Genomic DNA, 13,072 nt, shown 5'->3' with positions numbered 1-13,072 from the left:
TATTTTTGTTTGCTCAAGCTCCTAAATAATGAAAGCGGTCACTTCAAAATATAGCTGAGAAAAAATGAATGAAAACGCTGAGAATTGTGGGAATGAATGGAATTTACTCTACTTTTGTGATATAATTACTTTAATTATTATAGTATAGGGGAATGTCATGACGAAACGTTCAAAGAGATCTCGCTCGGGGAGAGTAAAGCGAAGCGTTAACATAGCCTTGTTAGCTGTTTATCTATTGTTGGCTGGCTTTTTATTGTTTTTGATTTTTAAATACCATATCCTTGCTTTTAGATATCTTAATCTAGTGGCAACTGCGTTAGTCCTACTAGTTGCCTTAGTGGGGCTGCTCTTGATTATCTATAAAAAAGCTGAAAAATTTACTATTTTTCTGTTGGTGTTCTCTATCCTTGTCAGCTCTGTGTCGCTCTTTGCAGTACAGCAGTTTGTTGGACTGACCAATCGTTTAAATGCGACTTCTAATTACTCAGAATATTCGATCAGTGTCGCTGTTTTAGCAGATAGTGAGATTGGGAATGTTACGCAACTGACGAGTGTGACAGCACCGACTGGGACTGATAATGAAAATATTCAAAAACTACTAGCTGATATCAAGTCAAGTCAGAATACCGATTTGACGGTCGACCAGAGTTCGTCTTACTTGGCGGCTTACAAGAGTCTGATTGCAGGTGACACCAAGGCCATTGTCTTAAATAGTGTCTTTGAAAATATCATCGAGTCAGAGTATCCAGACTACGCGTCAAAGATTAAAAAGATTTATACCAAGGGATTCACTAAAAAAGTAGAAGCTCCTAAGACGTCTAAGAATCAGTCTTTCAATATCTATGTTAGTGGAATTGATACCTATGGCCCGATTAGTTCAGTGTCGCGTTCAGACGTCAATATCCTGATGACTGTCAATCGAGATACCAAGAAAATCCTCTTGACCACAACGCCACGTGATGCTTATGTACCAATCGCAGACGGTGGAAATAATCAAAAAGATAAATTAACCCATGCGGGCATTTATGGAGTTGATTCATCCATCCACACCTTAGAAAATCTCTATGGAGTGGATATCAATTACTATGTGCGATTGAACTTCACTTCTTTCTTGAAATTGATTGATTTGTTGGGTGGGATTGATGTTTATAATGATCAAGAATTTACTGCCCATACGAATGGAAAGTATTACCCTGCAGGCAATGTTCATCTTGATTCAGAACAGGCTCTCGGTTTTGTTCGTGAGCGCTACTCCCTAGCAGATGGCGATCGTGACCGCGGGCGCAATCAACAAAAGGTGATTGTGGCTATCCTTCAAAAATTAACGTCAACCGAAGCACTGAAAAATTATAGTACGATCATTGATAGCTTGCAAGATTCTATCCAAACAAATATGCCACTTGAGACCATGATGAATTTGGTCAATGCTCAGTTAGAAAGTGGTGGAACTTACAAAGTGAATTCGCAAGACTTGAAAGGTACAGGACGGATGGATCTTCCTTCCTATGCGATGCCAGATAGTAACCTTTACATGATGGAAATTGACGACAGTAGCCTTGCATCTGTCAAAGCTGCTATTCAAGACGTGTTGGAGGGAAAATGAAATGATTGATATTCATTCGCACATTGTCTTTGATGTAGATGATGGCCCCAAGTCAAGAGAGGAAAGCAAGTCTCTCTTGATAGAAGCCTACAGGCAGGGGGTGCGAACCATTGTCTCTACTTCTCACCGTCGCAAGGGCATGTTTGAAACTCCAGAAGAGAAGATAGCAGAAAACTTTCTTCAGGTTCGGGAAATAGCTAAGGAAGTGGCGAGTGACTTGGTCATTGCTTATGGGGCTGAAATTTACTACACACCAGATGTTCTGGATAAGCTGGAAAAAAAGCGGGTTCCAACTCTTAATGATAGTCGTTATGCCTTGATAGAGTTTAGTATGAACACCCCTTATCGCGATATTCATAGCGCCTTGAGCAAGATCTTGATGTTGGGAATTACTCCAGTCATTGCCCACATCGAGCGCTATGATGCTCTGGAAAATAATGAAAAACGCGTTCGAGAACTGATCGATATGGGCTGTTACACGCAAGTAAATAGTTCACATGTCCTCAAGCCCAAACTTTTTGGAGAACGTTATAAATTCATGAAAAAAAGAGCTCAGTATTTTTTAGAGCAGGATTTGGTTCATGTCATTGCAAGTGATATGCACAATCTAGACGGTAGACCTCCTCATATGGCAGAAGCATATGACCTTGTTACCCAAAAATACGGAGAAGCGAAGGCTCAAGAACTCTTTATAGACAATCCTCGAAAAATTGTAATGGATCAACTAATTTAGGAGAAATGATGAAAGAACAAAATACGATAGAAATTGATGTATTTCAATTACTTAAAACCTTATGGAAACGCAAGCTAGTGATTTTATTGGTGGCACTTGTGACAGGAGCGGGAGCTTTTGCATATAGCACTTTTATTGTTAAACCAGAATATACGAGTACCACGCGTATTTACGTAGTCAACCGTAATCAAGGAGACAAGCCGGGACTGACAAATCAGGACTTGCAGGCAGGTTCTTATCTGGTAAAAGACTACCGCGAAATCATCCTTTCGCAGGATGTATTGGAAAAGGTAGTGACAAATTTGAAATTGGACATGGCAGCAAAAACGTTAGCTAGCAAAGTTCAAGTGACTGTACCAGCTGACACTCGTATCGTCTCAATCTCTGTCAAGGATAAACAACCAGAGGAAGCCAGTCGCATCGCTAATTCTCTACGAGAAGTTGCTGCAGAAAAGATCATCGCTGTAACGCGAGTATCTGATGTAACGACACTTGAAGAAGCGCGACCAGCTACGACTCCCTCTTCTCCAAATGTTCGACGCAACGCCTTGTTTGGTTTTCTTGGAGGAGCCGTCGTAACAGTAATTGCTGTTCTTTTGATTGAGTTACTCGATACCCGTGTGAAACGTCCTGAAGATGTCGAAGATGTACTACAAATTCCACTTTTAGGAGTCGTTCCAGATTTGGATAAAATGAAATAGGAGGAAGTTATGCCAACGTTAGAAATCTCACAGGCAAAATTGGATCTTGTAAAAAAGGCAGAGGAATATTATAACGCTTTGTGCACGAACCTACAGTTAAGTGGAGATGATTTGAAAGTGTTTTCTATCACTTCTGTGAAACCGGGAGAGGGAAAATCAACGACTTCCACCAATATCGCTTATGCTTTTGCGCGTGCAGGTTATAAAACACTGCTGATTGATGGAGATATTCGCAATTCTGTTATGTCAGGTGTCTTTAAAGCAAGGGATAAAATTACAGGTCTGACAGAATTTCTATCAGGGACTACAGACCTGTCACAGGGGCTTTGTGATACCAATATCGAAAATCTCTTTGTCATTCAAGCGGGCTCTGTGTCACCAAATCCGACAGCTCTTCTTCAAAGTAAGAATTTCAGTACAATGCTTGAAACCTTGCGTAAATATTTTGACTATATCGTTGTAGATACTGCTCCTGTCGGTGCCGTGATTGATGCAGCTATTATTACGCGAAAATGTGATGCTTCTATTTTAGTGACAGCAGCAGGTGAAACAAATCGACGGGATATTCAAAAAGCGAAAGAACAGTTGGAACAAACTGGGAAGCCGTTTTTAGGAGTTGTGTTGAACAAATTCGATACTTCAGTAGACAAATACGGTTCTTATGGGAGTTATGGGAATTACGGGAAAGAGTAAACCAGTTTGTAGTAGCGAAACTAATTGAGATACTTATCATGGGGAAGGGGTTAAGGTGAAAAGAAACAGCATTATCTATATTAGCATAAAACGAGTTATGGATGTTCTTATTGGCTTGTTTGGAACAATATTCATAGTCTTGCCCTGTTTTCTAATAATTTATATTATCTATAAAATAAAAGGTTATAAAGGGAGTATATTTTTTACACAATACAGAGTGGGGTTAAGAGGGAAAAAATTTAAAATTATTAAATTTAGATCAATGGTTGAAAATGCTGAAGAAGTTTTGACCGCAAATAAAGCACTCTATGAAAAATATATAAATAACAGTTATAAATTACCTCCAAATGAGGATCCTCGTCTTACCAATATCGGAGATTTTATAAGAAAAACGAGTATTGATGAAATTCCTCAATTTATAAATTTAATGTTAGGTGATATGAGTCTTATTGGACCTAGACCGATTTTAGAGAATGAGTTAGAGGAGTATTCTAAGGAAGAACAGGAAGTTTTGTTATCTGTACGGCCAGGTATTACAGGGATGTGGCAAGTTTCTGGTAGGAGTGAGGTATATTATCCTGAACGCTGTGAAATGGAGCTGTACTATCCTCGGAACCAATCCTTTTTGTTGGATGTCAAAATCTTCTTTTTGACAATAAAAAAAGTTCTGTCTGGAGAAGGGGCTCATTGATGTATGAGCTAAATCATCTAGCAAAAAATAGATAGAAAGATGAAGTTGAATACGAATAACGTTTCTTGGGTATTCGTATTCATTTTTTCAAGTGAAGGAAGCATTATGAATAAGTGGATTTGATCTAGTGTTTTTTGCTTGAAAAAATGAATGGGAATTCAATCTAAAGAATTGTCCAGTGAGGCAAGATTTTAGGAATTGGAGTTAGGATGTAGAAATGTCAAAAAAGTATAAAATTATAGTAGCTACTCATAAAAGATTTCAAATGCCAGACGATAAGGACTTATATGTTCCTGTTCAGGTTGGCAGTGAAGGAAAGGAAAATTTATGCTACCAACGAGATGATCAAGGTAATCATATCTCACACCTCAATCCTTATTATTGTGAATTGACAGGATTATACTGGGCTTGGAAAAATTTAGAATGTGATTATCTTGGATTGGTACATTACCGTAGATATTTCACATCAAAACGACACACATATAGAGAAGCAATTAGTATGGATGATATTATTCTTTCAAAGTCAGAAGTCAAAAACTTGCTGTCAAAATACGATGTTGTTGTTCCTAAAAAAAGGAAATATTATATTGAAACGCTATACTCACACTATGCACATACTCATGATGCCAATCATTTAGACGTGACACGTCAGATTGTTAGCGAATTGAGACCGGATTATATCGTCGCTTTTGATCAGGTCATGAAGCAACGCAGTGGCTATATGTTCAATATGTTTATCATGTCCAAAGAAAATGTAGCAGCCTATTGTGAATGGTTGTTCCCGATTATCGATGAACTCTATAGAAGATTGGACGTTACAGGCTATTCTGCTTTTGACGCTAGATTATTTGGTCGTATTAGTGAACGATTGTTCAATGTTTGGTTGGCAAAACAAGATTTGCGGGTAAAAGAGATACCGTTTATCTATATGGAGAAAATTGACTTGATTCAAAAAGGAAAATCCTTCCTACAAGCAAAATTCTTCGGGAAAAAATATGGACAGAGTTTTTAGATAGGGATGAATAATAAGGATGAAAGTAGTACTAAAAATAAAATCTGTACCAGAACTTTTGGCTCTTGTTGCCTTAGGAATGTTTTTAATCGTTTCAATATTAGATGTGACTTTTTATGCTCAATATCTACCTAGAATAGTATCTAAACTAGTGATAGCTCTATCACTCTTTATATTATCTATAAAAGAATTGTTTAAAAGAAATTATGATTATAGAGCTGTTATAGGATTGTGTATAACATCTTTAATTTATCTCATTGTAGGAAAAATAAATGGTTTTAGTTCTAATGTTGCAATAGGGATATTATTCATTTATGCATTGCGTGATATTTCTTTTAAGAGTGTAGCAAAAACATCCATCATAATAAGTATTTTCTTGTTATCATTTGTAATAATCAGTGCAAAATTAGGGGTTATATCTAATTATCTAGAGATATCAGGGGCTCGAGTCCGTAGCTATTTAGGTTTTAGGTATGCATTATTTCCGTCAATTTTACTGATGAATATAGTTGCCATTTCATTGTACTTAAAGAAAGATAAGATTTATTATTGGCAGTGGTTCTTTTTGGCACTTTGTACTTACTGGGTATATGATCAAACCGATTCCCGGTTGACATTTTATAGTTCTTGTATACTATTGGTCTGCAATTTATTAATAAAATGGATTCCCAATTTATTCACTAACTTAGGAAATATATTTAATATTTTTAAACTAACTTTTATTGTAAATGCAATAGCAAGTTTTTGGCTTGTGCAAATCTATCTAAATTCAACTAATTCTTTTGTCAATAATTTTCTTTTTAAATTAAACTATATGTTGGGTGGTCGTATTTATTTAGCAAACAAATCTCTCCAACTTTATGGTTATGGCTTGTTCGGTAGATCAGTTGAATGGAATGGTAATGCTCTTACTATTGAAGGTGTAAGAAATGATCAGACATACTTGTATGTGGACAATTTATACATTCAAATTTCACAAAAATACGGTTTACTAATTCTAGCATTGATGATCTCGCTTCTAACTTTAACTTTATTTAAAGTAATTAAAAGTCGCCAATGGGTTCTTGCTTTTATTTTGATATTGATGAGTTTTCATTCCATGATTGATGATTTGAATTTGTACCTTCATTACAATATTTTTTGGATATTGTTAGGTAGTTTAATCTACCCAGATTATCAGTTTTCTGATGAAAGTGATGAAGAGTTAAGGGGAAATTCGTTTGAAAAAATCATATAGTGAAATGCTAAGAAGTATTTAACGAGAACTTAAAAGATCATGGACTGGGAAGGCGGTTTTATTTCGATTTATATAGGAGGAAAGTATGTCGGATATCAAAATCATTCAAGATAAGATTTTATCTATCTTAAAGGAGTTTATTAGTATTTGCGAAGAAAATAATCTAACCTACTATGCTCTTGGTGGAACCTTGCTAGGAGCGGTACGTCATAAAGGTTTCATACCTTGGGATGATGACATCGATATCGGCATGCCCAGAGAAGATTATGAAAAATTTAAAAAACTAGCCCCAGACCTGTTACCAAGTAATTATAAATTTTTGAGTGAAAATACTGCGGGTTATAAAAAAGCTTTCTCTGTAATTCGGGACGATTCAACGAAAATCATAATGAATTATAGTAAAGAGGAATTGGTAGAGAGTTTGTGGATAGACATTTTTCCACTTGATGGTATGCCTGCTGCCCCTTTTAAGAGAAAAATGCATGAGTATAGATACTTATATAGACGGATGATGGTTCAACTTTCTCAGTTTAATAGTTTAGTAAATCAGAAGAAAGAAAATCGGCCCTTAGTTGAAAAAGTGATTATTGCTTTTGCAAACATAGTTAAAATTGAAAAGATACTTTCTTTTGACTGGGCGCAAAAAAAATATATAAAGACCATTAAAAGATATTCATTTTATGAAGAATTTTCAGGAAATTATACTGGGGCATATAAATTGAGGGAGATTGTACCCTCTGATTATTTTGGAACACCAGTCTTATTAAAATTTGAAGGAATTGCCTTGAGTTGTCCTTGTAGGTATAAAGAATATTTGACAGCGATCTATGGGGAAAATTACATGCAATTGCCTCCAGAAGAACAGAGAGTCCAACACCACTATAAAATAATATCGCTTGGTGAGAAAGAAGGATAAGAATAGGTTAAATATGAAAAAAATAGCAATAGTTAGATACAATCTAAGTAAAATTGGGGGAGCTGAAAAAGTAGCTATCAGTATGGCTAATGAGTTGTCAAGCCATTATGATGTAAGACTTTTGTCTATTCTATTGGATGAGGATGGATTCATAAATTATGATATTCATCCAGATGTTCAATTGGTGAATTTTTACAAGGGTGACATTCGTATTAGAACTGCTATTTTAAAATTAACTACTAAGCTCAGAGAGTATATAAAAAAAGAAAGAATAGAAGTGATTTTTTCAATAGCTCCTTTAACAAATATCATGATACGGTTAGCTACTCTGGGTCTAGATGTGAAAATTGTTTTTTGTGATCATCACAGCTTAGAGTTTCAAGATGGAAGAAGCAGAAAAATACAGAGATATATTGGAGCGAAGTATTTTGATAAGGTTGTTACTTTAACGCAGGAAGACCGGATAAAATACTCAAAAAAATATAAGATTCCTATAGAGAAAGTAGCTACAATTTATAATTGGATAGAAGAAACCAAGCACCATAAAACAGGCTTGAATAATGATTCTAAAAAGATCCTCACAGTGGGTCGATTTCACAGTCAAAAGGGGTATGATTATCTTGCCAAAGTAGCTATAAAAGTATTATCCCGACATACAGATTGGCAGTGGGATATATATGGTTCAGGGGATAAGCTCATTGAACAGGAGCTGAAAAGAAAACTTGAAGAAGGTAGTGTTTTTTCACAAGTTAATTTTAAAGGAAATGTAAAAGGAACTGAAAATATCTATCCCAATCATAGTATCTACGTCATGACTTCTCGCTATGAGGGTTTACCTTTAGTCCTATTAGAAGCACAACAATACAATCTTCCTATTGTTAGCTTTAGATGTCCGACGGGACCTAGTGAGATTGTTGAAGATGGAATCAACGGATATCTGATTGATTGCTATGACGTGGATCAGATGAGTGAGAAATTGCTTGAATTGATGGAAAATGATGATTTGCGACAATCTTTTTCAGAACATGCCAAAGACAATATGGATAAATTTGATAAAAATAAAATTCTTAATCAGTGGATAGAATTAATTGAGACAATTTAGGAGATAAGATGCAAGAGTGTTTATTGACAATTGTAATGCCTAGTTATAATATTCAGGACTATATTTCCAAAGGAATCGAATCATTCCAGCAAGTACACCCAGATTACAAACAAAAATTTGAGGTCTTAATTGTGAATGATGGAAGTACGGACGACACAGCCAAAGTAGCAGAAGAGGCTCTAAGAAAAGATTCGTTGCTGAATGGTCGTATTATCACAAAGGAAAATGGAGGTCATGGCTCAACAATTAATCGTGGTATCCAGGAGGCAAAGGGGAAGTTCTTTAAAGTTATTGATGGGGATGACTGGGTTATCCCATCAGAGTTTGAAAAATTTTTAGATGCCCTTACAGTTACTGATGCGGATATGGTTCTTACGGACTTCACAGAACAACATGTTTATAACAATACTACTGTTCGAAATGATTTTGCTGAGAAGTATGAGGTTGGTAAGGAATATTCTGGAATTCCAGAGAAACGAATCCCAATGCACTCGGTAACCTACAGAACATCTATCCTAGTTGAGAATAAAATTCGTTTAAGTGAAAAGACATTTTATGTTGACATTCAGTACACTCTTTTTCCTTTAGAGTATGTTCATAGTTTCGGTTATTGGAATTATGATGTTTACCAATACTATATCGGACGACCCGAGCAGAGTATGAATATTGAGAGTATGAAACGAAATGTTCGCCATCATTTGACTGTGACAAATTCTGTGCTAGATTTTTTTTCAAAAATTTCAGAGGATCCTATTTTAAAAAACGTAGTTGCAGATACTTTGAACTATCTTATTAGTTTACAAATCGATTTGTCATGGATGGTTGAGGACTCAAAGATACTATCAAAAGAATTATATAGACAAATTGAGCAGAGTTCTTATGAGTATACGCCTACAAAAAAATTTGATAGATTGTCTTATTTGAACTATAAATCTCATTATTTTCTAGGTTTTGTATTCAATCCAATATTGAAAAAATATTCTAAAAAGAAAGAAAAAGAGAGAGGAGTTTAGGATGTTTATTAGTGTTGTTGTTCCAGTTTATAATGTTTCTGATTATTTACATTTTGCCATGGACAGTCTGATAAAACAAACGTATCAAAATTTCGAAATAATCCTTGTAAATGATGGTTCAACAGATAACTCCCCTCAGTTATGTGAAGAGTATGCTAAGCAGTATGAAAACGTATCTGTTTTTCATAAAGAAAATGGAGGCTTGTCTGATGCCCGTAATTTAGGAGTTTCGAAAGCGTCATCAGAGTGGATTTTCTTTTTAGACCCAGATGATTATTTGGAAGATTATACTCTAGAATTGATAGTGAAAATTAAGCAGGAGCATCAAGCAGACTTGATTTCTACCAAAGTGAAGGCAACGTCTAAGTATAATGATTATAGTCCTTATCAACTTGAGGAGTCAGATTATAAGGATTTGTGTGTTGTTACAAAAGAGAAGGCTCTTGAGCTAATGCTAGACGACAAGATTGCGACAGTTTCTGCTTGTGCTAAGCTTTATCACAAAAATATCTTGGAAAAAATTCCATTTCCTGTTGGAAAAATCTATGAAGACTTTTATGTGGTAGCGGATCACCTTGCCTTAGCGGATAAAATTGTGATTAGTCCACTTGAAACATATAACTATTACCGTAGAGAAGGTAGTATTGTCCGTTCGACTTTTACTGAGAAAAGATATGATTTTTTTGATGCCGTTTCGAAAAACGAGGAAGTTATAAAGAAAGAATACACTCAAAGTATAGAATTAAAACAATCTCTGCAAGCTAAAAAATTACGAGGAGGCTTTGTTGTAATTGGTGCAAAGGCTGACTCTGGTTTAACAGATTTTTCGAAAGATCGAGAATTATTGAAAGTTGATTTTAAGAACATGTTATTAAATAAAAAAATATCGTGGAGACTAAAATTAAAATATACTATATTTATGCTATCATCTAAAATGTATTTAAGATTAAGATAGTATAGTAGATCAATTTATTTGAATAAGAATATCGAGTATTTTAAGAAACGAGGAATTATGAAACAAGCTTATATAATAATTGCACATAATAAGTTTGAACAGTTGAAATTTTTAATTTCTCTGTTGGATTATAAAGAACATGATATTTTTATTATTATAGACAGCAAAGTTAATGTGGAGAAAACTACAATTACTTCGCTTAAGTCCAGTGTAATACATTCCAATGTCATTCTCGTAGATAGAGTTCCTATTTATTGGGGAAGCTATTCACAAATTTCTGCAGAGATGTTAGGATTTCGTTATGCATATAATTACGATAACTATAGTATGTTCCATTTGTTGTCAGGTGTAGATTTACCATTAGTGCCGGCAGATAAATTGTTTAAATTCTTTAATCAGAACAAATCAAAGAATTTTCTGAGCATGGTCTCTGATGAGATTTTGAAATCAAATAAAGTATATGAGCGTGTACAATTTAGATACTTATTTCCTAGATTCTTAGCTAGAAATATTCAGAACAAATATGTTCGTAAATTTGTAGCATATTACCGTAAGCTAGAGATTAAAATTCAACGTTTAGTGAAAATAGACTGTTTTAAAAAATATAACATGAGATTGGGTTATGCATCTAACTGGTTATCTATTAATCAGGATTTAGTTAGAATAATACTAGAAGAAGAGAAAAATATTGAAAAAATATTTAAATATTCGATAGTAAATGATGAGCTGTTCATTCCTACGATAATGTATAAATACAATTTGATGGAATCGTTATATTCGTCTTCACCGATAACAGATGCCCCAGATGATTTTCAAGGAAATCTAAGATATATCAATTGGTGGGATGGAGATCCTCATACCTGGACTGACTCTGAGCATGATATAGAACAATTGAAGCGTGGCAAAGCTTTAGGTCATAAGTTTTCTAGGAAATTTGATTTAGAGAAATATCCGAATCTTAAAGAAGAAATTCTAACTATCATAAATGGGACCGATTGATATGAAAGTACTAAAAAATTACGCTTATAACCTCTCCTATCAACTATTACTCATTGTACTACCCATTATTACAACTCCCTATGTAACTAGAGTATTTTCTTCAGAGGATTTAGGGACATATGGGTATTTTAATTCTATTGTTACTTATTTTATTTTATTAGCTACTTTGGGAGTTGCTAGTTATGGAACGAAGGAAATTTCGGCGAATAGGAGAAATATCCCACAGAATTTCTGGGGGATATATACACTCCAATTTGGTGCAACATTGTTATCAATTTTCTTATACATTTTCTTATGTCTGAGAGTTGGGACAATGAGAAATCCAGTAGCCTATATATTGTGTTTGAGTTTGTTTTCCAAAGGATTAGATATTTCTTGGCTTTTTCAGGGTTTAGAAGATTTTCGTAAAATTACAGTAAGAAATATCACTGTGAAACTCGTTGGTGTAGGTTCAATATTTTTGTTTGTAAAATCAGCTACCGACCTCTACCTTTATGTTTTTCTTTTGACGATATTTGAGTTGTTGGGACAATTAAGTATGTGGTTGCCTGCTCGAGAATTTATTGGAAAACCGCATTTTGACTTAGAATATGCCAAATATCATTTAAAGCCAATTCTTTTATTATTCCTCCCTCAGATAGCGATTTCCTTGTATGTCACTTTGGATCGTACAATGCTTGGTGCCTTGGCTTCTACAAAGGATGTAGGAATTTATGATCAGGCGCTTAAGTTAATTAGTATTTTGTTGACTTTGGTAACCTCTCTAGGGAGCGTTATGTTGCCAAGAGTATCTAGTCTATTGGGGACGGGAAATCATAAAGCTGTTAATAAGATGCATGAGATATCCTTCTTAATTTATAATTTGGTTATTTTTCCAATTATGGCAGGAATGTTGATTGTAAACAACGATTTTGTTCAATTTTTTCTTGGGAAAGATTTTCAGGATGCCCGCTATGCGATAGCAATAATGATTTTTCGCATGTTCTTTATCGGTTGGACCAATATTATGGGCTTTCAAATGCTAATCCCACACAATAAGAATAAAGAATATATGATTTCAACAACTGTTCCTGCGATTCTCAGTGTTGGTTTGAATTTACTATTCCTTCCTAAACTTGGATATATCGGAGCGGCCATTGTTTCTGTTTTGACAGAGGCGTTGGTATGGGCGATACAATTATACTTTACTCGTAAATACCTAAAAGAAGTTCCTATAATTGGATCTATGACAAAAATTGTCCTAGCATCCGCTATTATGTATGGCATTTTGCTAGGTTCAAAAACATTTATACATTTTTCGCCGACTATAAATGTTCTAGTATTTGCAGTGCTTGGTGGAATCATTTATCTTTTTGCTATTTTATCTATGAAAGTAATAGATGTGAAAGAATTAAAACAAATGATTAGGAAAAATTAG

At 34.7% G+C, this 13,072-nt stretch carries 13 protein-coding genes; all 13 read left to right on the top strand.

The genetic code is table 11. From position 1 onward, the window contains the following. Window positions 1-157 precede the first annotated feature (157 nt). Window positions 158-1,603: a capsular polysaccharide--peptidoglycan transferase Cps4A gene (cps4A, locus tag B7705_RS01840; RefSeq protein WP_084947242.1), complete on the top strand. Its 1,446-nt coding sequence runs from the start codon at window positions 158-160 to the stop codon at window positions 1,601-1,603. A 1-nt stretch (window position 1,604) separates the two neighbouring features. Then, window positions 1,605-2,336 (top strand): capsular polysaccharide biosynthesis protein Cps4B, encoded by a 732-nt coding sequence (gene cps4B / locus B7705_RS01835; RefSeq protein WP_084947239.1) that lies wholly within the window; start codon window positions 1,605-1,607, stop codon window positions 2,334-2,336. 8 nt (window positions 2,337-2,344) lie between these two features. After that, window positions 2,345-3,037 carry a capsular polysaccharide biosynthesis protein CpsC gene (gene cpsC, locus B7705_RS01830; protein WP_084947237.1) on the top strand — a complete coding sequence of 231 codons (693 nt, stop codon included), beginning with the start codon at window positions 2,345-2,347 and terminating at the stop codon, window positions 3,035-3,037. Window positions 3,038-3,046: 9 nt separating this feature from the next. After that, window positions 3,047-3,730, top strand: a complete 684-nt coding sequence (locus tag B7705_RS01825) for a tyrosine-protein kinase (protein ID WP_084947234.1) — start codon at window positions 3,047-3,049, stop codon at window positions 3,728-3,730. A gap of 97 nt (window positions 3,731-3,827) precedes the next feature. Next, window positions 3,828-4,421: a sugar transferase gene (locus tag B7705_RS01820; RefSeq protein ID WP_394335545.1), complete on the top strand. Its 594-nt coding sequence runs from the start codon at window positions 3,828-3,830 to the stop codon at window positions 4,419-4,421. A gap of 217 nt (window positions 4,422-4,638) precedes the next feature. After that, window positions 4,639-5,433 (top strand): DUF4422 domain-containing protein, encoded by a 795-nt coding sequence (locus tag B7705_RS01815; RefSeq protein WP_084947230.1) that lies wholly within the window; start codon window positions 4,639-4,641, stop codon window positions 5,431-5,433. A 19-nt stretch (window positions 5,434-5,452) separates the two neighbouring features. Next, window positions 5,453-6,670 (top strand): polymerase, encoded by a 1,218-nt coding sequence (locus tag B7705_RS01810; RefSeq protein WP_084947228.1) that lies wholly within the window; start codon window positions 5,453-5,455, stop codon window positions 6,668-6,670. Between the two features lie 85 nt (window positions 6,671-6,755). After that, a complete protein-coding gene (locus B7705_RS01805; protein WP_084947225.1) occupies window positions 6,756-7,586 on the top strand; it encodes a LicD family protein in 831 nt (276 codons plus the stop codon). A gap of 13 nt (window positions 7,587-7,599) precedes the next feature. After that, window positions 7,600-8,688 carry a glycosyltransferase family 4 protein gene (locus B7705_RS01800; RefSeq protein WP_084947222.1) on the top strand — a complete coding sequence of 363 codons (1,089 nt, stop codon included), beginning with the start codon at window positions 7,600-7,602 and terminating at the stop codon, window positions 8,686-8,688. An 8-nt stretch (window positions 8,689-8,696) separates the two neighbouring features. Next, window positions 8,697-9,701, top strand: coding sequence for a glycosyltransferase family 2 protein (locus tag B7705_RS01795; RefSeq protein ID WP_084947219.1), 1,005 nt, complete (start codon window positions 8,697-8,699; stop codon window positions 9,699-9,701). Window position 9,702: 1 nt separating this feature from the next. Then, a complete protein-coding gene (locus tag B7705_RS01790; protein WP_084947217.1) occupies window positions 9,703-10,656 on the top strand; it encodes a glycosyltransferase family 2 protein in 954 nt (317 codons plus the stop codon). A gap of 57 nt (window positions 10,657-10,713) precedes the next feature. Beyond that, complete coding sequence (locus tag B7705_RS01785; protein ID WP_084947214.1) at window positions 10,714-11,655, top strand: beta-1,6-N-acetylglucosaminyltransferase; 942 nt, start codon at window positions 10,714-10,716, stop codon at window positions 11,653-11,655. A 1-nt stretch (window position 11,656) separates the two neighbouring features. Continuing rightward, on the top strand, window positions 11,657-13,072 hold the full coding sequence (locus B7705_RS01780; RefSeq protein ID WP_084947341.1) for a flippase: 1,416 nt from the start codon (window positions 11,657-11,659) through the stop codon (window positions 13,070-13,072).

It is taken from the genome of Streptococcus oralis subsp. dentisani (assembly GCF_002096685.1).
GTDB lineage: Bacteria > Bacillota > Bacilli > Lactobacillales > Streptococcaceae > Streptococcus > Streptococcus oralis_AD.
The sequence above is the reverse complement of the archived record's forward strand: the minus strand, read 5'-3'. Positions and strand labels throughout refer to the sequence as shown.

Bases quoted from the DNA above. Each gene is read 5' to 3' on its own strand.
- B7705_RS01800 (WP_084947222.1), top strand. From the start codon at position 7,600: ATGAAAAAAATAGCAATAGTTAGATACAATCTAAGTAAAATTGGGGGA.
- B7705_RS01825 (WP_084947234.1), top strand. From the start codon at position 3,047: ATGCCAACGTTAGAAATCTCACAGGCAAAATTGGATCTTGTAAAAAAG.
- B7705_RS01790 (WP_084947217.1), top strand. From the start codon at position 9,703: ATGTTTATTAGTGTTGTTGTTCCAGTTTATAATGTTTCTGATTATTTA.
- cps4A (WP_084947242.1), top strand. From the start codon at position 158: ATGACGAAACGTTCAAAGAGATCTCGCTCGGGGAGAGTAAAGCGAAGC.
- cpsC (WP_084947237.1), top strand. From the start codon at position 2,345: ATGAAAGAACAAAATACGATAGAAATTGATGTATTTCAATTACTTAAA.
- B7705_RS01805 (WP_084947225.1), top strand. From the start codon at position 6,756: ATGTCGGATATCAAAATCATTCAAGATAAGATTTTATCTATCTTAAAG.
- B7705_RS01780 (WP_084947341.1), top strand. From the start codon at position 11,657: ATGAAAGTACTAAAAAATTACGCTTATAACCTCTCCTATCAACTATTA.
- B7705_RS01810 (WP_084947228.1), top strand. From the start codon at position 5,453: ATGAAAGTAGTACTAAAAATAAAATCTGTACCAGAACTTTTGGCTCTT.
- B7705_RS01785 (WP_084947214.1), top strand. From the start codon at position 10,714: ATGAAACAAGCTTATATAATAATTGCACATAATAAGTTTGAACAGTTG.
- cps4B (WP_084947239.1), top strand. From the start codon at position 1,605: ATGATTGATATTCATTCGCACATTGTCTTTGATGTAGATGATGGCCCC.
- B7705_RS01815 (WP_084947230.1), top strand. From the start codon at position 4,639: ATGTCAAAAAAGTATAAAATTATAGTAGCTACTCATAAAAGATTTCAA.
- B7705_RS01820 (WP_394335545.1), top strand. From the start codon at position 3,828: ATGGATGTTCTTATTGGCTTGTTTGGAACAATATTCATAGTCTTGCCC.
- B7705_RS01795 (WP_084947219.1), top strand. From the start codon at position 8,697: ATGCAAGAGTGTTTATTGACAATTGTAATGCCTAGTTATAATATTCAG.